Source organism: Exiguobacterium sp. BMC-KP (assembly GCF_001275385.1).
Lineage (GTDB): Bacteria > Bacillota > Bacilli > Exiguobacteriales > Exiguobacteriaceae > Exiguobacterium_A.
This window is the reverse complement of the sequence record NZ_LGIW01000015.1, coordinates 1,544,789-1,564,985: the sequence shown is the minus strand read 5'-3', so window position 1 is coordinate 1,564,985 and position 20,197 is coordinate 1,544,789. Positions and strand designations below refer to the sequence as shown.

Below are 20,197 nucleotides of genomic sequence, written 5' to 3'. Positions count from 1 at the left end.
TTAAAAAAAGAAGATGGAAATATTTATTTTTATTTGGAAAACGATTAGAATGTAATGGGAAATGGATAAATTTGTTTTACGACGTGGAAAGGAAGTATGACATTGAAACGAACACTACCGCTTACGCTTGCTGCTTCAATCTTGTTCATGGGATGTTCCGTTGAACAGCCAAAAGCAGCTACAACTAAAAAGACATATCGCATTACACCTAAAACGGAAGCGATTGATCCTTTAATTCGAAAGTACACGACATACAATGCGAAAACCCGGAATCACTATACGATGCGTTCTTATTTAGAAAGACTTGAAAAAGAAGGGGGAGGTACGCTTATTTTATCAAAAGGAACATATCTTTCCCCTCTACGTGTCGGGATTCCATCGAATACGACAGTCATTTTAGAAGATGGGGTCATCATCAAAAAGACATCTGAAACGGGGACGTCGAAAATCAGCGCGACGACGAGTGTTTTTGATCTAGTGGCACCATCTGTGTTACGTCTAAATACAAAAATGTCGAAATATAATGGTACAAAGAATGCACGGATCATCGGAAAGGGAAATGCCCAGATTGACCTAAACGGTTTTTCACGAGGATCTGCCTTTGCGATCGCGCATAACCAAAACTTATACATCGGTGGCATCACGGTCCGTAATCAAAAAGGATCACATGCGATGGAGTTAGATGCGACGAAAAACGCGACGATTGAAAATATGAAGTTCGTGGATGCGACGATGATAGCGAATACGGGACCAAACGAATCGATCAACTTAGATACACCGGATCCAATCACGAAGGGTTTTCCGTGGAAGTGGTCTGTCCAAGATGGTACTCCGAATACGGATATTACAATTCGTAATAATATCTTTTCCAATATCAATGTCGCCATCGGAACACATCAATATACAGAGAATCGTTTACACACGAATATCCGGATCGAAAACAACTTAATCGAAAAAACGAAGGATTATGCCATTTCGATGATGAACTGGAAAAATCCAACTGTCATCAACAATACGATTCGAGATGTACACCGGGCTGATGGAAAGGCGATGACGATTTTAGGTCGAGGTATCATTGGCGGGACGATTCGCTATAATACATTCGAAAACGCCGATCGTGCCATTCAGATGCAACCATTCCAAAGTGACGGATATGCACCGATTTACAATACCTTTACGGAAACAGAGAAACAATACATGCAACAAAATAGTGTCAAAGATGTTGGGTTAGGAAAAATTGTTTTGTTCACGAAGTTGAATGAATATACGTATGCAACAGCCGAGCGGTACGACTTCGTTTCATATTAAACTAAAAACAAGCACCCAAGACAGAAGTCAAGGGTGCTTGTTTTGTAATTATGAACGCATTTGTTGCAAGAATGGTTCGATATCGACTTGAAGCGCTTCTGATAGCTTCTGACCGAGTGAAGCATCGGCGCGATAGAAGTTACAAATCGCAAGTAAAACCGTGTTCTCATGGCGCACTTGCTCGAGATCATTAACGAGGTTTTTCAAGAGAGCCGCTTGCTCTTCTTCCGTCATCCGGCGGTAGACTTCGCCGGCTTGACCGAAGTTGTTCGTCTTCTCGATTTCGAGACGACCATGTTTATCATCAAGCAACGGTTGATTTTCTTCCGTGTACTCTGGTGTCTCTTTTGGTTCTTCTTGATAACGGTTCGGTTCATAGTTGACCGGACTCGTTTGCTGACCAACCGGCATTGCACCGTCACGTTGGTAGTTGTTCACTTGTGCAAACGGACAGTTGATCGGAAGTTGTTGGTAGTTCGTACCAATACGATAGCGTTGTGTATCTGAGTAAGAGAACAAGCGACCTTGTAATAACTTATCTTCAGATGGCAACATACCTGGAATCAAGACACCTGGGTTAAAACCAACTGATTCCGTTTCAGCAAAGTAGTTATCGACATTTTTGTTCAATGTCATTGTACCGACGTGTTGGAATGGGATGACATCTTCGAACCAATCTTTTGTCGCATCGAGCGGATCGAAATCGAACTGATCGACGTCAGCCGGATCGAGTACCTGTACGAACAGATCCCATTCCGGGTAATCACCGTCTTCAATTGCTTGGAATGTATCGTTTGAAGCATGGTTGAAGTCTTTTCCTTGAATCTCTGTTGCTTCTTCAGCTGAGAGATTGTGAACACCAGCTTTTGGTACCCAGCGTAGTTTCACATAAACCGTGTTACCGTGTGCATTCACCCATTTAAACGAGTGGACGGAAGAACCACGCATTTTACGGTAGCTTGCAGGAATCCCTTCATCTGTAAAGAGATGCATGAGCATATTCGTCGATTCTGGACGAAGCGTCATGAAATCCCAATAACGGTCAGGATCTTGAATATTCGTGCGTGGATCTGGTTTGAGTGAATGGACCATATCCGGAAACTTCATTGCGTCACGAATAAAGAAGACAGGAAGGTTGTTCCCGACGAAATCCCAGTTTCCTTCTTCTGTATAGAACTTAACAGAGAAACCGCGTGGGTCACGTAACGTCTCTGGAGAGTGTGTGCCGTGAATAACAGTCGAGAAGCGGGCAAAGACAGGAACTTCCGTACCTTCTTCTTGTAAAAACGCTGCTTTCGTGTACTTTTTCATCGAATTTTTGACAGTGAAGACACCGTGAGCACCGAATCCACGAGCATGTACGACACGCTCAGGTACACGTTCCCGGTCGAAATGGGCCATCTTTTCAATTAATTGATAGTCTTCTAACAATGTCGGTCCACGACGTCCAGCCGTACGTGAATTCTGATTGTCACCGATTGGTACACCTTGATTGGTCGTTAATCGTTTTTCATTCATCTGTTATTCTCCCCTTTATGTAAGATTAAATTAATTATAAAACAATAATCATTCTAAATAAACAGTTTTGCTTGCGAATGTTCTGAATCTTTTTTTGCACATTATGAATGTACCCGTGAAAAACAGGTTAGAAACTTCTTGCTTATCCGCCAAAGGATTGCTATTATAATCAAGTATGTGAGCAACGTTCAGTAAGAACATAGAAAGCGGCTTGACATCACGGGAAAACAAGTGCTATGATAGCAAAGTGAAATGACAACAAAGCAGAAGCATCCCGCTTCTCACCATGTACGATAACTCGTACTGGTTCATCATGAAGATACGCAATGTATAGCGAATGCTGTGCCTTGGCGTTCCTTATGAGTGTGGGCGGGAAAAACTGCCGACGCTTTTTTTATAGCGTTTTCTATCATTCATTTTTCGTGCAATGCACGATGGAGGTGCTAACCATTAGCAAAGATCTGTTAATCAATGAAAGCATCCGTGCCCGAGAAGTTCGTCTTATCGGAGCGGATGGTGCTCAACTAGGTGTCCAATCACGCAACGAAGCGTTACGTCTCGCTGAGGAAGCGGAACTTGACCTCGTCATGGTCGCTCCACAAGCGACGCCGCCAGTTTGTAAGATCATGGACTACGGTAAATACCGTTTCGAGATGCAAAAGAAGGACAAAGAAACTCGGAAGAATCAGAAAGTGATTCAGATGAAAGAAGTTCGTCTTAGCCCGACAATCGAGGAGAACGACTTCCAAACGAAATTCCGTAATGCGAAGAAATTCTTGGAGAATGGTAACAAAGTGAAAGCGAGTATTCGTTTCCGCGGTCGTGCCATCACTCACTCGGAAATCGGTAGACGCGTTCTCGAACGCCTCGCAACGGATTTAAGTGAGTTCGGTGTTGTGGAACAGAGACCGAAGATGGAAGGACGCAGCATGTTCCTCGTGCTTGCTCCTAAGAAAGAAGACTAATCGAATCGAAGTAGGAGGGAATCTCTCATGCCTAAAATGAAATCGCACCGCGGTGCTTCTAAACGTTTCAAACGTACTGCTTCTGGCAAATTGAAACGTGGTCGTGCTTACACAAGCCACTTGTTCGGTAACAAATCAACAAAAGCGAAACGTAAATTACGTAAAGCTAGCATGGTATCTACGGGTGACTTCAAACGCATCCGTCACATGATCGCGAAGTAATTTATCCAATCGTATACAGATTTAGGAGGGAATTTATATGCCACGCGTAAAAGGCGGATATACGACTCGTCAACGTCGTAAAAAACAACTCAAATTAGCTAAGGGCTACTACGGCTCGAAACATACACTCTTCAAGGTTGCGAAACAGCAAGTCATGAAATCTCTCATGTACGCTTACCGTGACCGTCGTCAAAAGAAACGTGACTTCCGTCGCCTCTGGATCACTCGGATCAATGCGGCAGCACGTATCAACGGTCTTTCTTACAGCCGCATGATGCATGGTCTTAAATTAGCAGGTATCGACGTTAACCGTAAGATGCTCGCTGACCTCGCAGTTACAGATGCAACTGCATTTGCTTCACTTGCTGACACAGCAAAAGCAAAATTGAACGCTTAAGTTCTACAATTCGTCGGGGAATTTAATTCTCCGACGTTTTTTTCGATTTAATGATAAAATAAGAGGGCACGTCGATAGACGGTCATATGATTTTTTTAGATAGAAGGAGAATTAAAGATGGATTGGTTGACACTTTTTGAGATGCAAGAACAGTTGGATAAACGGATTCAGTCAGAACATCAATTGACAGGCAATCAATTCGACGAGCGGTTGCTCGCCTTATTGGTCGAACTCGGTGAACTTGCGAATGAGACACGTTGCTTCAAGTTCTGGTCGAAGAAGGGACCATCCGCTCAAGTCACAATTCTTGAGGAATATGTCGATGGCGTCCATTTTCTACTCTCACTAGGTCTAGCACTTGAGTACAAGAAGAATCATTTTGCAGAAGGTGATTTTTATTTGACGGCAACAGATGCCTTTTTAGATGTCTATAACAAAACGAACGTCTTCGCGATTTCGCGAACGGAACAAAGTTATGATGTTCTGATTGGTGCATACCTCGCCTTAGGTGCTACACTAGGCTTTACACAGGATATGATTTTCAAGGCTTACATTTCTAAAAATGAAGCAAACCATGTGCGACAAGACAACGGTTACTAAGGAGGAAATCAGATGAATGAACAATTACATATGCTAAAACGTCTTACGGACGCAACAGGTGTACCGGGAAACGAAAAGGAAGTCCGGAGCCTCATGCGTGAATATTTGGAACCCCATGCAGAAGCGTTTCATCAAGATGGTCTCGGAAGTCTGTTTGCGGAACATAAAGGCGCAGGCGAAGATGCACCACGCGTTTTGATTGCTGCTCACATGGATGAAGTCGGATTCATGGTTACGAAGATCGATGAAAAAGGATTTCTTCGTTTCCAGCCACTCGGTGGTTGGTGGGGGCAGGTCCTCTTGGCACAGCGTATGAATATTGTGACGTCATCTGGTGAAGTCATTCCAGGTGTAATCGGCGCAAAACCACCTCATGTTTTACCACCGGAAGCGCGCAATAAGCCGGTCGACATCAAGGACATGTTCATCGATATCGGTGCTTCCTCTAAAGAAGAAGTCGACGGTTGGGGAATTCGTCCGGGTGATACGGTCGTTCCACATTGCGAATTTACTGTGATGAAAAATGAGAATTTCTTGATGGCAAAAGCATGGGACAACCGGATTGGTTGCGCCATCGCCATTGAGGCAATTAAACGCTTAAAAGCAGACGGGCATCCAAACACGATTTTCGCAGGAGCGACAGTCCAAGAAGAAGTCGGATTGCGCGGTGCTCAAACCGTCGCACATATGCTCAAACCATCGATTGCGTTTGCAGTCGATACAGGTATTCCTGGCGATACACCAGGAATGACGGATCGCGAGGCATTGTCGAAACTCGGTGAAGGTGTTCAAGTCATCATGTTCGACGCAACAATGATCGCGCATCGTGGATTGATCGATTTCGTGACGAAAGTCGCAACAGAAGAAAATATCAAGTATCAACTGGACTTAACGCCAGGTGGCGGAACGGATGCAGCGAAGTTCCACTTGTCTAATACAGGTGTTCCATCACTTGCATTGACAGTGCCGATTCGCTACTTGCATACGAACGTCTCGATCATGCATAAAGCCGATTTCGAAGCAGCGGTCGATTTAGTCGTCGCTGTCACGAAACGCCTTGATGCTGAGACAGTCCAAGCGATCTACGAGGGGTAATTATAACAATGAAGCACATCGCATCAGCAAAGAACGAAATCGTTAAACAATGGAAAAAACTCTTAACGAAAAAAGGACGTTTGCAGACGAACCGCTTTTTGATTGAAGGGGAACACCTAGTTGAAGAGGCGGTTCGCGCTGGAATCATCAAAGAAGTAATCGTTCGAGAATCATATCAAGTACCAGGTTCATGGAAACGAAATGCCGATGTCTTTACAATCGATGAAGCTGTCATCAAAGTACTGGCTGAGACAGAGACGTCGCAAGGTATCTTTGCCGTCTGTGAAATGAAACAAGCTTCGGCACAACTGGAACGTGGGCGTTATTTGTTACTTGATCGTCTTCAAGATCCAGGAAACGTTGGAACGATGATTCGGACAGCTGACGCTGCTGGATTCGATGGTGTCATCGTTGGACCGGGAACAGTTGACGTGTATAACGGAAAAGTCATCCGTGCGACACAAGGGTCGTTGTTCCATCTGCCTGTCATCACGATGCCACTCGAAGAAGCGGTCAATGCCTTGCATGAACAAGGTATTGCAGTGATCGGAACAGCATTAGAAGGAGCGACGTCTTATCAAACGATCGCACCAATGGATGCACTTGGTTTAATCATTGGAAATGAAGGACAAGGTGTTTCACCAGAGTTACTTTCTTACTGTGATGAACGTGCCTACATCCCGATCCGTGGTAAAGCAGAGTCATTGAATGCGGCAGTAGCAGCAGGAATCTTGCTTTATCATTTTGCAAGCGTGGATTGAAACCGACAGGCGTTCGTGCTAAAGTGAACATCAGGAATACATCATGGACGTTGATGGAACAGAGTACGTTAGGGAACGATTCAATCAGGGAGAAGCGGTCGTAGACTGAAAACTGCTTCGTGAATCTGCTAACCGAATTCACTCCGGAGTCGCACGAGAGATCGTGACGGGATGCGCCCGTTATCGCGCAATTGGAGGACTTTTCGTTTGGAAAGTCAAACAAGGGTGGTACCACGGTGTTTACATCGTCCCTTCGGCATTTGCCGGAGGGACGTTTTTTTATGTCATCAATTAAAGGAGTGGGAAAGATGCGCGAGCAATTAGAAGCGTTACGCGATGAAGCAGTGGCATTAGTCAATCAAGCAACAACACAAAAAGAACTCAACGATGTTCGAGTCAAATACCTTGGAAAAAAGGGACCCATCACAGAAGTACTACGAGGAATGGGGAAGTTATCAGCGGAAGAACGACCAGTCGTCGGTGAAATCGCAAATACAGTCCGTCAAGCAATCCAAGAGCAACTCGAACAACGTTTGACAGCTGTTAAGCAACAGGAAATGGATGCGAAACTCGCAACAGAAGCGATTGACGTCACGTTACCAGGACGTCCGAAAAAAGTCGGTCATGCACATTTGCTACAACAAGTGACAGATGAAATCGAAGACATTTTCGTCGGACTCGGTTATACGATTGCTGAAGGACCAGAAGTCGAGCAAGACCTTTTCAATTTCGAGATGTTGAATTTACCGAAGGATCACCCGGCACGTGATATGCAGGACTCATTCTACATTACGGAAGAAATTTTGATGCGGACACATACGTCGCCAGTTCAAGCCCGGACGATGCTTGCTTCCAAAGGAGAACCGATCCGCATTCTTTGCCCAGGTAAAGTGTATCGCCGAGATGAAGATGATGCGACGCACTCTCACCAATTCATGCAGGTCGAAGGACTTGTCGTTGGAGAATCGATTTCGATGGCAGATTTAAAAGGAACGCTTGAAGCATTTGCGAAGCAGATGTTCGGTGAAGCACGTGAAGTCCGCTTGCGTCCAAGTTTCTTCCCGTTCACGGAGCCTTCAGTCGAAGTCGACGTCTCTTGTTTCAAGTGTGGCGGTAAGGGATGTAACATCTGTAAGCAAACAGGCTGGATTGAAATTTTGGGAGCCGGAATGGTTCATCCGCACGTTCTTGAAATGGCAGAGTACGATAGTACGAAAATGTCAGGATTCGCTTTCGGTATGGGAATCGAACGGATTGCCATGTTGAAATATGGTGTCGATGATATTCGCCACTTCTATACGAATGACGTTCGCTTCAGCGAACAGTTTTAAGGAGGAACGCAGATGTTAGTCTCAAAACAATGGTTGAACGAATATGTGGATGTCAGTCATATTTCAGGACAGGACTTGGCTGATTTAATTACGAAGAGTGGAATTGAAGTCGAAGGCGTCGATGTCCGAGATGAGTCGTTGAACAACATCGTCGTCGGACGTGTGTTAACGAAAGAAAAACATCCAGAAGCGGATAAGTTAAACGTCACGACAGTTGACATCGGACAAGAAGAACCCGTCCAAATCGTTTGTGGTGCACCGAACGTCGAAGCAGGACAAGATGTCATTGTCGCGCGTGTCGGAGCTCGGTTACCAGGGATTAAAATCAAACGTGCAAAATTGCGCGGTGTCGTCTCGGAAGGGATGATCTGTTCACTTGAAGAACTCGGATTCGAAAAGAAATATATCCGAGAAGATGAGCAAGATGGGATTCATACGTTCCGTGAACCAGTCACACCGGGACAAGATGTTTTAGAATTACTCGGTCTACGTGACGAAATCCTAGAACTTGGCTTGACACCGAACCGCTCGGATTGCCTCAGCATGTATGGTGTCGCACACGAAGTGGCTGCGCTTTATGATACAACACCAACGTTCCCGGTCGTTGATGTCAAAGAAGCAGAATCTGCGACGACAGTCAACGTGACGCTTGATTCAGAAGACTGCCCGTTCTACGCGGCACGAGAAATCCAAGGGGTGACGATTCAAGAATCACCGACTTGGTTAAAAAACCGCTTGATCGCAAATGGCATTCGTCCAATCAATAACGTCGTCGACGTCACGAACTTCGTTTTACTTGAAACAGGTCAGCCGCTTCATTCATTCGATGCGGAAAAACTCGGGAAACAAATCGTCGTGCGTCAAGCACATGCAGGTGAAGCATTCACGACGTTAGACGAAGTCGAGCGGACACTTGATTCTTCGATGCTCGTCATCACAGACGGAGAACGCCCAGTAGCACTTGCTGGTGTCATGGGTGGAGCAAATACAGAAGTGGACGGAAGTACGACATCGATCATTTTAGAGTCTGCTTATTTCGCACCGATTTCTGTCCGGAAGACGAGCCGTGTTCTTGGACTCCGTTCGGATTCAAGCGCGCGATTCGAAAAAGGCGTTGACCCACGTCGTGTCTTGTTAGCGCTTGATCGTGCAGCAGCGTTGATCGCTGAACTCTCAGGTGGAACGGTTCAAGCGGGTATCGCTCAAGCTGGAACGCTTGAGTTAGACGATCATTTGATTGAAGCGAGTGTTTCATACATCAATCACCGTCTAGGGATGGAGATTGAAGGAACGGTCATGCAAACGTTGCTTGAACGTCTCGGTCTCGGTGTTGAGTTGTCGGGGGATGCCTTAACGGTCAGCGTACCGACTCGCCGCCAAGACTTGAAAATTCCAGCTGATTTGTCAGAAGAAGTCGCACGGCTTTATGGTTATGATGCACTGACTTCAAGTCTACCGTCTGAAGCAAGCCGTGGTTTCTTACCGAAACGCAACGTCCATCGTCGTCAATTACGCCGGACATTACAAGGGGCAGGTCTTTCGCAAGCGATCACGTATTCGTTGACGAGCGAACAACGGGCGATGCAATTCAATGAACGGGAAGACCTGCATCCGGTCAAACTCGCGATGCCAATCAGTGAAGCACGTTCGACACTGCGGACATCCCTCATTCCAGGATTGCTTGAAGTCGCACAACATAACGTCGCTCGACAGCATGCTGACGTCGCATTCTATGAACTTGGTAGTGTGTATCTACAACGAGATGCATCACTTGAGACACTTCCAATCGAACAAGAAATGATTGGTGGCGTCGCAGTCGGTGTGTCAGAACAACATCGTGCTCACGGAACACTTGTTAAAACAGATTTCTTCGTCATGAAAGGGATCGTCGAGACACTAGCATCTGCATCTGGCATCACATTGACGTTCGAGGCGGCAAACATTCCATCGATGCACCCCGGACGTACAGCGCGGATTCTACTGGACGGAGAAGCAATCGGATTTGTCGGTCAAGTACATCCAGGCCTGTCAAAAGAACAGTATGGATTGAAAGAAGTGTACGTCTTTGAATTAGAAGCGATGGCACTACGTTCGAAAGAAGAACAGGTCTACTCGGAAATTTCACGTTTCCCATCGATGACACGTGACTTAGCGATCGTCGTCGAACGATCAGTGACGGCACAATCCATCGTCGATGTCATGACAGAAGCAGCGGGTCCGCTCCTGCAAGCAATTGAATTATTCGATGTCTACACAGGAGAAAACGTTGGCGAACATGAAAAGTCGTTCGCGTTCTCTCTTCGTTACCAAAACAAGGAACGAACATTAGTAGATGAAGAAATTACGACAGCACAACAACGTGTCGTCGACGCAGTGAAAGAAACGTTCAATGCGGAACTTCGCGCGTAATTAGATGATTGGATGGGACGTGAATCATGATGAAGATTCCACGGCTACCTGTTTTTTCGGATTAAAGGTAAAATGCAATTCTTTTCTTAACTGAAAAGAATTGCATTTTTTTGTTTAATATCGTTTCTTCGTTCAAGATACAGTCGAACTACAGTCAAGCTACAGATTCGTTTCATAAGATGAATGCAGACGATAAAAGGAGGAACAGGACACATGAATTTTTTGAAACGGGCTGGAAAGAGTATTATTGCGCGAAAGGGCAAGACAATGATCATGTTGATTATTTTGACGGTGATCGGATCGCTGGTTCTGTCAGGATTCGCGATTCAGAATGCAGCAAAATCAGCTGGAGAAGAGGCAAGAAAAGAGCTTGGAGCTACCGTGACGTTACAAGTCGATCGACAAAAACAAATGCAGGAGCGACAAGCTTCTGGAGAACGTGGAAGACCAGAGGAAGTTAAGATTTCGATGAAAGAAGTTGAAGCGATCGAACAACTAGATGCAGTGAAGTCAACCAATTATCTTTCGCAAGCGACGGCAACGGCAAGCGATATTGAACCGATTGAAAGTGAATCAACGAATACAGGTGGTGGACCAGGTGGTGGAATGCCAGAAGGAATGACGACACCCGACTTTTCGTTGAACGGTGTGACGAACATGGAGTTACTTGATTCATTTTCGAACGGAACATTAAAAATCGTTGATGGTGTAGCAGTGACGCCTGAGGCGAAAGAAAATAGTGTGGTCATCGATGAAAATCTAGCAACTGAAAACGATCTTAAAGTAGGAGATACCTTCAAACTGAAATCGACGACGACGAATGAAACACAAAAATTGACGATCATCGGGCTTTCTGCATCGACAGACGCGAGTTCTGATGCGAGTTTCCGTGCTGCAGGATTCATGGATCCAATGAATCAAATGTATGTATCAAATGAGACGCTTGCTGACTTTGCGACCGAGGATGGGACAGTAAGTGCGTCAAGTGTCGTTTACTCCTTAAAGGATCCGTCTGAAATTGAGGCGTTCAAACAAAAGGCAAAAGCGATTTCATCAGTGGATTGGGACACATACACGTTGGATGCGAATGACGCGGCTTATCAGAAAATGGTCGGACCGATTGAACAAGTTGCTTCCTTCTCAAAATCAGTTGTATATCTCGTTAGTGTCGCAGGCGGTTTGATTCTGGCACTTTTGATTTTGCTGTCTGTCCGTGAACGTCGGAAAGAGATGGGCATCTTGATGGCAATGGGCGAAAAACGCTCGAAGCTGATGGGGCAATTATTAGTTGAAACATTTGCGATTGCGGCAATTGCGTTTCTCATCACATATGCGACGGGAGGAATGACATCACAATTCATGACGGACCAATTATTAAATCGTGAAGTGACAGAAGCGGCAAGTTCTGTTGCGACAGATGGATTCGGAGGTCCGGGTGGTCGAGGTCAACAACTCCTCGCTAGCATTCCTCAAATTACGGAGATGACGACAAAAATTGACTGGGCGACATTAACGCAAGTCGTTCAAATCGGAAGTCTGATCGTCTTTTTATCCGTTTTATTACCATCACTTATATTATTACGAATGAATCCAAAAGAAATCTTATTACGGGAGGATTAATCAGATGACGATTTTAGAAATGACGAAGGTATCGTATGCGTATACATCAGCAGGAAAGCAGCAACGAATTTTGAATGAGGTATCCATGCAGTTTAAGGCGGGAAGATTTTATGCGATTCTTGGAGAATCGGGTTCCGGTAAGACGACCGCGCTGAGTTTACTCAGTGGATTGGACGCACCAACGGAAGGACAAATACAATATGAAGGACGTGACTTGAGAAAAATCGGACTGACGACGTATCGATCGCGTCATGCAGCGACTGTCTTTCAATCCTTTAATTTATTAACCTATATGCATGCTCTTGACAATGTCATCGTCGCACTTGAATTGAGTGGACGACAGATCAAGGAAAAAAAGAAACGAGCCCTTGAATTGTTGGAACAGGTGGGTATCGATGAAACACATGCGAAAAAAAATGTTTTACAGTTGAGTGGTGGTCAGCAGCAACGAGTGGCCATTGCGCGGGCTTTGGCGACAGAAGCGCCAATCATACTGGCAGACGAACCGACGGGTGCACTCGATGAAAAAACAGCTACGGAAATCATTCGTTTGTTCCAACAACTAGCGCATGATTCCAATCGTTGCATCATCGCAGTGACCCACTCGGCAGAAGTCGCACGTGCTGCTGATCAAATCATTGAACTGAAGAAACAACGATTCGTCGAAAAAAAACCTAGCATTGAAGGGCAGGTCATACCAGCTCGTTGAAGTGACGGATGGATGTATTAAAAGAAGGGTCTCTCATCGATTGATGAGAGACCCTTCTTTGCTTATGAGGCAATGTCCTGATTGTTTGCTGTAGCGGAGGAACGTCTCGAATACCCGTATAAGAGTCCGCTGCTGACGACGACGAGACTGCAAATCAAAAACATATTTGAGTACCCAGTTTTTGCCGCGATGCCCGATAGAAGAAAGGCACCTATGCCAAAGCCGCTGTCATAGGCGAGGAAAAATGTAGAGATGGCTTTGCCTTTTTGTGCAGGAGCTGCATGCGTCAACATGACCGTCTGCAATCCTGGGAAGATGGAGGCGGAACCGATGCCGATGATGAGGGCGGCGGACAATAAACCGTAGAGTGTTGGAAAGAATCCGAGCACTAGGAATCCAACCGCATACAAACCATAGGACGGAACAAGCACGGAAGCTGGTCCTTTCCGGTCGAACCGTTTACCGGCTAGTGGACGAATGGCTACCATACCGAGTGCAGCCAGTCCATAAAAGTAAGAGGCATACGCCACATGGTGAATGGAATCGGCATACAAGGAGATGAATGCAGAAGTACTAGAAATCGCAATTCCCGCAAAGCTCGTAGCCAGCAATAAGACGGGACTGGCTAAGAAGAGCGATTGGCGGAGCCGAAATGGTGATGTGTGCGGAATATGACTGCTCGTCAACGGTAAACGGATCACGAAAAGAAATGAACAGATGGCGAGCAAAGCGACTGTCATGAAATACCAGACCATGACATCATGAGCAATCAATGTCAATCCGATGACAGGACCGAGGACGGAAGCGAGATTCATCGAAAGAACGAAGTAGCCCATTCCTTCACCCTGACGTTGCTTAGGAATCAAAGTCGTGACGCTTAAACTCAGTGAAGAAGAAATCATACCGAAACTGAATCCATGTAACACACGAATGATGAGTAATAGACCGAATGACTCGATCGGGAGGATGATCAAGTAGAGACAGCTAAAGAGGGTAAACAGACTAGCTGATAACAGTAACATTCGTTTCAGTTCGTATCGATCGAGCCAATGACCAATCAATGGACGTGAGCAGACCGTCGCGAGTACGAATGCTGTCACAACCCATCCGAGTGAGCCTTGTGATACCTCGAATTTTTGAGCGGCAAGTAGAGGCAGGGACGCATTCAATAAGTAAAACGTTATGAACAATAAGAGATTGACGAGTAATGTCGTCAAATAATGCCGGTGGAATAAACGGTTCACGATGATTCCTCCTGTTCGACCTGACGATGAGTATGCAGTAGCTGAGTCATCAGACGCTCTAAGGTAGACTGGTCTTCTGGAGATAGTTCGTCTAAAAATGTACGATGTGCTTGTTGTACGGATGCATCAATCGTATGAAACAAGTCGCGCGCCTGCGAGGTCAACTCGACCAGACGATGACGTCCCGAGTTCTGTCGAAAGATGAATCCTAGTTCTTCTAATCGGGCGACTGTTTTTGTGACAGCTGGTTTTTCGATGACTAAGTATTTCGACAGAGTGACCTGTGAGACCGGTTCAAGTAAGGATACTGCCTTTAAGAGTGCCCATTGTCCGGTGTGTAACGAATATTGTGTCAACGTGGCATCGATGTCTCGTTTGACGAGGCGAGCAACTTTTGACAGTTGTCCGAGAATATCTTCTTGTTGGGATGACATAAAAAAACCTCCTTTAAGTTAACTAGTTAACTTAAAGGAGTATAGCGGATTCCTTACTTCTTTGGCAAGTAGAAATCAGGGAGTAGTCTTAAAAAACGTTGTGAATCGTACTTGATCAGGTGTTCCAGCCAAAGTTGTCTTTAAGTCTAATCGATCCATGATCTGATGTACTAAATAAAGTCCGAGACCACTGCCACCATGAATTCGATTTCGTGATTGTTCAGCGCGAGTAAGGGGATGGAACCATGCCGCAGTATCACTGGAATCTTGAATGGTCGGCGAGTTCGTGATCGTTAGCGTCACACCGCTTCGTTCACTAGTCATCTCGATTAGAATCGTTCCGCCGGGAGCCGTATACGAGATGGCATTCATCAACACGTTATGAAAAGCACGCTCCAATAAGTGACGATCCGTGTTGACGTTCCAGTCTTCCTTGGGTGAAATCACGAGTAACTGTCGATCATGAATGAGTTGTCCGAATTGATCAAGTTGTTGTTCGAGTAGGAGACGAAGGTTCGTTTCCTCGAAGTGGAGTGCCATTTGTTCGACACGGGCGACTTCGAGCAACGCAGCAATCAGGCGCTCCATGTTTTCAATCACCTGACTAGCGCGTTCCAAATAATAATCACGGTCGCGGTAGACCCCTAGATTCAAGAGCATCCCTTCAACTTGACCTTTGATGATCGTAACGGGTGTTTTTAACTCATGGGAGATAGCGAGGAATAGCTGTCTTCGTTCCGCGTCACGTAATCGATCTTTTTCCGCTTCTAGACGAAGGCGTTCATTGGAGGCATGTAAAGAATCCATCGTCACCTCCAGTGTTGTGGCGAGCTGATTGATGTTTCTTGATAAATCACCCAGTTCATCCGTCGAGTGGTGATGGGTACGGATAGCAAAGTTTAAATTCGCTAATTCCTTCGTCGCTTGATTGATGGAGAGTAGCGGTCGAGAGATGGTACGTGAGTAAAGATAGGCAGCGAGACCTGCTAACAATAGAAGCGGGAAAACGATATAGGGTGCTAGTTTTAACAAGACAGCTTTAACCTCATCAATCGGTTGAATCATTTGATCGGCATCGAGGGTAACGGTTTGATTGTTCAGTTGCAGTGGAACCGAATCTTGGATCGTTCCGGCGGGAGAGTTATCTGTAGTGCGGCGAATCGGTCCGCGACCAAAACCTGGTGCATATAAAAGTTGGTCGTCCTCCGTCCAAAGTGAAAAACGAATTCCTTTGTCTGTCAGTTGATCAAGCAATGGAATGAGTTCTTCGATTGAACGTTCTTTACTTTTTTGTTTAATAGATGCCATCGTCGAATGAAATTGTTCTTCTCGATAGGACTGATAATACGAAGGTAGCGAGGCATATAGAAAACCGACCGTCGAGAGGACAGCGACGATGAGTAAGCTCATCGTCAAAAGAAATAATTTAGCAGTGATTCCTTGACGTTTAGTTAGGTGCTTCAAGCTTATAGCCGACTCCTTTCACCGTTTGAATGTAAGGTACGTTTATTTTTTTTCTTAGGTTTTTAATATGTGTATCCAAGAATCGCGTATCTCCGAGGGCATCAAACCCCCAAAGTTGCTGAATCAGCTGTTCTCGTTCGAGTACACGACCGGGATATTCGAGTAGTAAATGAAGAATTTGAAATTCCTTAAGTGTTAATGTCGTCGGATTTCCGGAAATGAATACGTTATAGCTTGATGGAAAAAGGGTAATCTCTCGAAATGAGAGTGATTCTACTTCATTTGATTGTATGCGTCTGATAACGGCTTCAATCCGTCTGAGTAAAATACGAAGGGAAAAAGGTTTTGCAATGTAATCATCGATTCCGAGATCAAACCCTTTCACTTGGTTCTCTTCATCTTGCAGAGCGGTTAAAAAAATAATCGGCGTTTGTGATTCTTTACGAATGTTGCGTGCGACCTCAAAACCATCGAAGAAAGGCATCATGATATCTAATATGATTAAATCAAACGAGCTTGATCGGTAAAGTTGTAAGGCTTCCATGCCGTTTGCTGCGCTAGTTACTACGTATCCATTGGAGTTCAATAATTCTGTTAGTAGTTCCCTGATATCGTATTCATCTTCTGCGATTAAAATATGCGTCATATCGTTCACCTCATCGTTAGTTGTAACATACTCATCTGAAGTTTAGGTGAAGATATACAAATGATGCATCAAGTCATTTATATTAAACCAAATAAAGCGAATCTTGAGACAAGGAAGGGAAGCAAACATCATGAAGCCTCGTCCGAAATCTTTATCATCATTAATATCACTTTTCAACTTGCAAACAGATTCAAATCCGATGATTACGAGTATTGAAACAGATTCACGAAAAGTGATACCAGGAAGTCTGTTTATTTGTGTTCGCGGCTACACGGTAGATGGTCATCGATATGCAAGAGAAGCTGAACGCAATGGAGCAGCTGCCATTTTAGCGGAAGAAGCATTAAAGGATATGACGATTCCTGTTATTCTAATCGAAAATACCAAGAGGGCTGCCGGGAAAGTAGCAGATTCCTTTTACGATCAACCGAGTCGAAAAATGCGCGTCTACGGTGTGACCGGCACGAATGGGAAAACGACGACGACAAAATTGGCTTACGATCTCTTTCGAGCAACAGGTGTGAAAGCCGGCATGATCAGCACGGTCGGCGCACGAATCGATGAAGAACTCATTGAGACGCCCAATACGACGCCTGAAGCCATCATCCTACATCGTTTATTGTTTGAAATGGTCGAAAAAGGTGTGACAGATTGCATCATCGAAGTGTCTTCTCACGCACTAGCTGAAGGTCGAGTAGAAGGGGTGTCCTTCCACTCAGCAGCATTTACGAATCTGACACATGACCACCTTGATTATCATCATTCAATGGAAGATTACGCAAAGACGAAAGCCTTGTTATTTCAGCAAGTTGCTGCGTCGAGTGGACGGGCCATCGTCTTGAATCGAGAAGATGGTTGGAGTCGCGTCATGCGAGAAGCCGCACCCTTGCAACCGGTCATTTGGTATACGACTCAACCGTACCGCACGTCACAAATCGCAGTCGAATGGCTGACGGATACTGTTAACGTGCGCATCGATGAGACGACGACGCGTGTGCCGACAGCTCTACTTGGTGAATTCAATGCAGCGAATTTAGCGGCGGCAATGGGATTATTGCGGGCGGGCGACGCCAATCTGTACGCGCTGATTCGTCATATTCCCGGGTTAGAGTTACCGAAAGGACGACTCGAACGGCTCGCCTGGGATCCTTGTGAAATCTATCTCGATTATGCGCATACACCGGATGGTCTAGAAAAATGTTTAGAGGCACTTACTTCTTCAGGAGAGTCACTAGCGGTCGTCTTAAGTGCGGCCGGAGAACGTGACCGTACAAAACGAGCGGAGATGGGGCGAATCGCAAGTAAATATTGCTCGAAAATTATCGTGACCGTTCATGATGCGAGATCGGAAGAACCGGAACAAATCATCGAAGAGTTGATTGCTGATATTCAGCAAGAACGTGTCATTGGTTGTCATCCGTCCCGTCATGAAGCCCTTGTACAAGCTGCACATCTCGCTCATGAAGGACAACGGATCGTCATCGTTGGGAAAGGTCACGACGAAGTAGAGCGAATCGGTACAAAAACGATTCCTTTTAATGAAAAAACTATCTTGCTTGCAGAATTAGAACGGTTGTCTGAAGGTGAATCTGTCATTTAAAAAAACCGACCATTCCGCAAGGGTCATGGTCGGTTTCGCTTCGTAGCTAGTTGTTGTGCCTTTTTCGTATTGGCAAAATGGGCTTTCGTCCAGTCACGTAGTTTGTCAGCTCCATGACGTAAGATCAGTGAAGCAGCGACCTGATCGACCTTCGCGCCAGCACCTTTAGGAATGATGACACCTGTTGTTTCACTCAACTTGTCCATTTCCTTCAGAAAAATCGCACGAGCAATGATCGATGAGGCAGCGACGGCGACATGGAGTTGTTCCGCCTTGGTCGAGAAGTAGACATTTTCTCGAACGGGATTCATAACACCAGATAAGTGTTTATAGTAGACATTTTTCTCAGCGAACTGATCAATCAAAATCGCTTCTGGTTTTGTCTCCAGTTGGTCAAGAAGTCGCTCAAGTACATCATTATGCATCAGAGCAGTCATCTTTCCTTGTGTCATCGTCTGTTGCATCTGATTGTATTCTGGATTGTGTAAGACGCGATACGTATATGGAATGACCGCGTGAAGATCACGAGCAATCCGACGAATCTCGGTATCATTCAGGTGTTTTGAATCACGAACACCGAGTTCCCGCAGTAGTGCGATGTGCTTGCGATCAACGAAAGAAGCAACGACGACGAGCGGACCAAAGAAGTCACCTTTGCCGACTTCATCGCTACCTGCGACGGACCATTCAGCAAAACCATCTGGTAACGTTGATACAACGGGTTCCTTTGATTTCGTTGGTGTAGCCGTACCATATCGTGATGCGATGGCTTCTGCCTCCGTTCCTTGAAACATCACTTTTCCAGAATTGTAAATCGTGATGACGCAACCCGGTACTTTGACGGCGAATCGTGCATAGGGTGGACTCTTCGTCTGTCCTTGTTTAAACTCTTGTATGATGAGGTCTTGCTTTTCTTTAGATAAGCGTAAAACGGTAGTTCCCACGAGATAACCTCCCTTTCCGGGATTAAGCATACCATCCTTAAGACCGATGGGGGACTTCTTTTCCTAAAACGAAAATGATGGTACTATATGAAAGAAGCAAAGTATGAGGAGGACAGAAAAATGGCTGATTCAGAAGGGTTGAACCGGACGACGATTCATATCGCAGGCAATGATTATACGATTGTCGGAACGGAGTCGCCAGAACACGTACGCGAAGTGGGTCTCCTCGTGGATACGAAAATTCGAGAAATCCGAGAACAAGCACCACAACTCGACGTTCGTCAAATCGCCGTCCTAGCGGCGCTTAATATTGGTAGTGATTATGTAAAAATAAAAAAGAATTTGGGTGAACTATAAACTATGATTTCTTTCGTTATCTTATTACTTCTCGCCTTAGGCGTCATGACGGGAGTCCGACGGGGAGTCGTATTGCAGGCCGGGCATTTGCTCAGCCTGATCATTTCTTTTATCGTCGCCTTGTCGTTTTATGAAGAGCTAGCGACGAAATTCCGTTTGTGGGTACCGTATCCGTCGACGCTAGATGATGCGGGAATCGACTTAACGATGTTTTCGATTCCGAGTTCAGCACGACTCGATGAGGTGTTCTACAAAGCCTTTTGGTTCATCGTTTTGTTCTTCGGTACAAAAATCATCTTAGCAATCTTGTTGTCGATGTTTGATTCGTTGACGAACGTACCGATCTTAAAACAAGTTAAGGGATTATTAGGTGGCGTCTTCGGCTTTATCGAAATGTACATTTTTGTCTTCTTACTCTTGTTCCTAGCAGCATTCGTACCGATCCAGTCGATACAAGATGCGATCGCAGATTCGAGTTTAGCAAGCTTCATCATCCAGCATACACCGCTTCTTGCGAACTGGCTGATGGACAAAGTTGGATTGATAAAATAAACATGCTCCCGTTAAATGGGA

Annotated in this window: 20 protein-coding genes; 14 read left to right on the top strand and 6 right to left on the bottom strand. The window is 45.3% G+C overall.

The annotated features are described in order from the left end of the window. Nucleotides 1-102 precede the first annotated feature (102 nt). Nucleotides 103-1,308, top strand: coding sequence for a right-handed parallel beta-helix repeat-containing protein (locus ADM98_RS13935; protein WP_053454019.1), 1,206 nt, complete (start codon nt 103-105; stop codon nt 1,306-1,308). Between the two features lie 48 nt (nt 1,309-1,356). On the opposite strand, the gene ADM98_RS13930 is transcribed toward ADM98_RS13935, so the two are convergent. Beyond that, complete coding sequence (locus ADM98_RS13930; protein ID WP_053454018.1) at nt 1,357-2,826, bottom strand: catalase; 1,470 nt, start codon at nt 2,824-2,826, stop codon at nt 1,357-1,359. Nucleotides 2,827-3,260: 434 nt separating this feature from the next. Between ADM98_RS13930 and infC the strand changes: the two genes are divergently transcribed. The 10 genes from infC (at nt 3,261) to ADM98_RS13880 (ending at nt 12,935) form a co-directional block, all read left to right on the top strand. Then, nucleotides 3,261-3,791 carry a translation initiation factor IF-3 gene (gene infC / locus ADM98_RS13925; protein ID WP_035406328.1) on the top strand — a complete coding sequence of 177 codons (531 nt, stop codon included), beginning with the start codon at nt 3,261-3,263 and terminating at the stop codon, nt 3,789-3,791. A gap of 27 nt (nt 3,792-3,818) precedes the next feature. After that, on the top strand, nt 3,819-4,013 hold the full coding sequence (gene rpmI / locus ADM98_RS13920; protein ID WP_023469015.1) for a 50S ribosomal protein L35: 195 nt from the start codon (nt 3,819-3,821) through the stop codon (nt 4,011-4,013). Nucleotides 4,014-4,050: 37 nt separating this feature from the next. Further along, nucleotides 4,051-4,410, top strand: a complete 360-nt coding sequence (gene rplT, locus ADM98_RS13915) for a 50S ribosomal protein L20 (protein ID WP_012371057.1) — start codon at nt 4,051-4,053, stop codon at nt 4,408-4,410. Between the two features lie 117 nt (nt 4,411-4,527). Continuing rightward, entirely contained in the window at nt 4,528-5,010 is a 483-nt protein-coding gene (locus ADM98_RS13910; RefSeq protein WP_053454017.1) for a dUTP diphosphatase, read from the top strand. 12 nt (nt 5,011-5,022) lie between these two features. Then, nucleotides 5,023-6,105: a M42 family metallopeptidase gene (locus ADM98_RS13905; RefSeq protein WP_053454016.1), complete on the top strand. Its 1,083-nt coding sequence runs from the start codon at nt 5,023-5,025 to the stop codon at nt 6,103-6,105. An 8-nt stretch (nt 6,106-6,113) separates the two neighbouring features. Further along, nucleotides 6,114-6,866 (top strand): TrmH family RNA methyltransferase, encoded by a 753-nt coding sequence (locus ADM98_RS13900; protein WP_053454015.1) that lies wholly within the window; start codon nt 6,114-6,116, stop codon nt 6,864-6,866. A 308-nt stretch (nt 6,867-7,174) separates the two neighbouring features. Then, on the top strand, nt 7,175-8,197 hold the full coding sequence (pheS, locus tag ADM98_RS13895) for a phenylalanine--tRNA ligase subunit alpha (RefSeq protein WP_053454014.1): 1,023 nt from the start codon (nt 7,175-7,177) through the stop codon (nt 8,195-8,197). 12 nt (nt 8,198-8,209) lie between these two features. After that, nucleotides 8,210-10,606, top strand: coding sequence for a phenylalanine--tRNA ligase subunit beta (gene pheT / locus ADM98_RS13890; protein WP_053454013.1), 2,397 nt, complete (start codon nt 8,210-8,212; stop codon nt 10,604-10,606). 213 nt (nt 10,607-10,819) lie between these two features. Continuing rightward, nucleotides 10,820-12,226 carry an ABC transporter permease gene (locus tag ADM98_RS13885; protein ID WP_053454012.1) on the top strand — a complete coding sequence of 469 codons (1,407 nt, stop codon included), beginning with the start codon at nt 10,820-10,822 and terminating at the stop codon, nt 12,224-12,226. A 4-nt stretch (nt 12,227-12,230) separates the two neighbouring features. Beyond that, the gene (locus ADM98_RS13880; protein ID WP_053454011.1) at nt 12,231-12,935 is read left to right on the top strand and encodes an ABC transporter ATP-binding protein; all 705 of its coding nucleotides are present in this window, start codon (nt 12,231-12,233) and stop codon (nt 12,933-12,935) included. Nucleotides 12,936-12,997: 62 nt separating this feature from the next. On the opposite strand, the gene ADM98_RS13875 is transcribed toward ADM98_RS13880, so the two are convergent. The 4 genes from ADM98_RS13875 to ADM98_RS13860 all read right to left on the bottom strand — a co-directional run bounded on the left by ADM98_RS13875 (nt 12,998) and on the right by ADM98_RS13860 (nt 16,723). Continuing rightward, nucleotides 12,998-14,179 (bottom strand): MFS transporter, encoded by a 1,182-nt coding sequence (locus tag ADM98_RS13875; RefSeq protein ID WP_235504904.1) that lies wholly within the window; start codon nt 14,177-14,179, stop codon nt 12,998-13,000. Continuing rightward, nucleotides 14,176-14,613 (bottom strand): MarR family winged helix-turn-helix transcriptional regulator, encoded by a 438-nt coding sequence (locus ADM98_RS13870; RefSeq protein ID WP_053454009.1) that lies wholly within the window; start codon nt 14,611-14,613, stop codon nt 14,176-14,178. Before ADM98_RS13870 ends, ADM98_RS13875 begins: the two co-directional genes overlap by 4 nt. A gap of 75 nt (nt 14,614-14,688) precedes the next feature. After that, nucleotides 14,689-16,077, bottom strand: coding sequence for a sensor histidine kinase (locus tag ADM98_RS13865; protein ID WP_053454008.1), 1,389 nt, complete (start codon nt 16,075-16,077; stop codon nt 14,689-14,691). Next, on the bottom strand, nt 16,061-16,723 hold the full coding sequence (locus ADM98_RS13860; protein ID WP_053454007.1) for a response regulator transcription factor: 663 nt from the start codon (nt 16,721-16,723) through the stop codon (nt 16,061-16,063). Before ADM98_RS13860 ends, ADM98_RS13865 begins: the two co-directional genes overlap by 17 nt. Before the next feature lie 199 nt (nt 16,724-16,922). On the opposite strand from ADM98_RS13860, the gene ADM98_RS13855 reads away from it, so the two are divergent. Next, on the top strand, nt 16,923-18,323 hold the full coding sequence (locus ADM98_RS13855) for a UDP-N-acetylmuramoyl-L-alanyl-D-glutamate--2,6-diaminopimelate ligase (protein ID WP_235504903.1): 1,401 nt from the start codon (nt 16,923-16,925) through the stop codon (nt 18,321-18,323). 23 nt (nt 18,324-18,346) lie between these two features. Here the strand turns inward: ADM98_RS13855 and rnhC are convergent, their stop codons facing one another. Continuing rightward, on the bottom strand, nt 18,347-19,267 hold the full coding sequence (gene rnhC / locus ADM98_RS13850; protein ID WP_152910981.1) for a ribonuclease HIII: 921 nt from the start codon (nt 19,265-19,267) through the stop codon (nt 18,347-18,349). Nucleotides 19,268-19,387: 120 nt separating this feature from the next. On the opposite strand from rnhC, the gene zapA reads away from it, so the two are divergent. Continuing rightward, a complete protein-coding gene (gene zapA / locus ADM98_RS13845) occupies nt 19,388-19,624 on the top strand; it encodes a cell division protein ZapA (protein ID WP_029342308.1) in 237 nt (78 codons plus the stop codon). A 3-nt stretch (nt 19,625-19,627) separates the two neighbouring features. Next, nucleotides 19,628-20,176, top strand: a complete 549-nt coding sequence (locus tag ADM98_RS13840; RefSeq protein ID WP_053454004.1) for a CvpA family protein — start codon at nt 19,628-19,630, stop codon at nt 20,174-20,176. Nucleotides 20,177-20,197: the final 21 nt, after the last annotated feature.

Excerpts from the sequence above, each read along its gene's own strand:
- ADM98_RS13840 (WP_053454004.1), top strand. The coding sequence starts at position 19,628 with ATGATTTCTTTCGTTATCTTATTACTTCTCGCCTTAGGCGTCATGACG.
- ADM98_RS13905 (WP_053454016.1), top strand. The coding sequence starts at position 5,023 with ATGAATGAACAATTACATATGCTAAAACGTCTTACGGACGCAACAGGT.
- ADM98_RS13880 (WP_053454011.1), top strand. The coding sequence starts at position 12,231 with ATGACGATTTTAGAAATGACGAAGGTATCGTATGCGTATACATCAGCA.
- ADM98_RS13860 (WP_053454007.1), bottom strand. The coding sequence starts at position 16,723 with ATGACGCATATTTTAATCGCAGAAGATGAATACGATATCAGGGAACTA.
- ADM98_RS13885 (WP_053454012.1), top strand. The coding sequence starts at position 10,820 with ATGAATTTTTTGAAACGGGCTGGAAAGAGTATTATTGCGCGAAAGGGC.
- ADM98_RS13930 (WP_053454018.1), bottom strand. The coding sequence starts at position 2,826 with ATGAATGAAAAACGATTAACGACCAATCAAGGTGTACCAATCGGTGAC.
- pheS (WP_053454014.1), top strand. The coding sequence starts at position 7,175 with ATGCGCGAGCAATTAGAAGCGTTACGCGATGAAGCAGTGGCATTAGTC.
- ADM98_RS13870 (WP_053454009.1), bottom strand. The coding sequence starts at position 14,613 with ATGTCATCCCAACAAGAAGATATTCTCGGACAACTGTCAAAAGTTGCT.
- ADM98_RS13855 (WP_235504903.1), top strand. The coding sequence starts at position 16,923 with ATGATTACGAGTATTGAAACAGATTCACGAAAAGTGATACCAGGAAGT.
- ADM98_RS13900 (WP_053454015.1), top strand. The coding sequence starts at position 6,114 with ATGAAGCACATCGCATCAGCAAAGAACGAAATCGTTAAACAATGGAAA.
- rpmI (WP_023469015.1), top strand. The coding sequence starts at position 3,819 with ATGCCTAAAATGAAATCGCACCGCGGTGCTTCTAAACGTTTCAAACGT.
- ADM98_RS13910 (WP_053454017.1), top strand. The coding sequence starts at position 4,528 with ATGGATTGGTTGACACTTTTTGAGATGCAAGAACAGTTGGATAAACGG.
- infC (WP_035406328.1), top strand. The coding sequence starts at position 3,261 with ATGGAGGTGCTAACCATTAGCAAAGATCTGTTAATCAATGAAAGCATC.
- rplT (WP_012371057.1), top strand. The coding sequence starts at position 4,051 with ATGCCACGCGTAAAAGGCGGATATACGACTCGTCAACGTCGTAAAAAA.
- zapA (WP_029342308.1), top strand. The coding sequence starts at position 19,388 with ATGGCTGATTCAGAAGGGTTGAACCGGACGACGATTCATATCGCAGGC.
- pheT (WP_053454013.1), top strand. The coding sequence starts at position 8,210 with ATGTTAGTCTCAAAACAATGGTTGAACGAATATGTGGATGTCAGTCAT.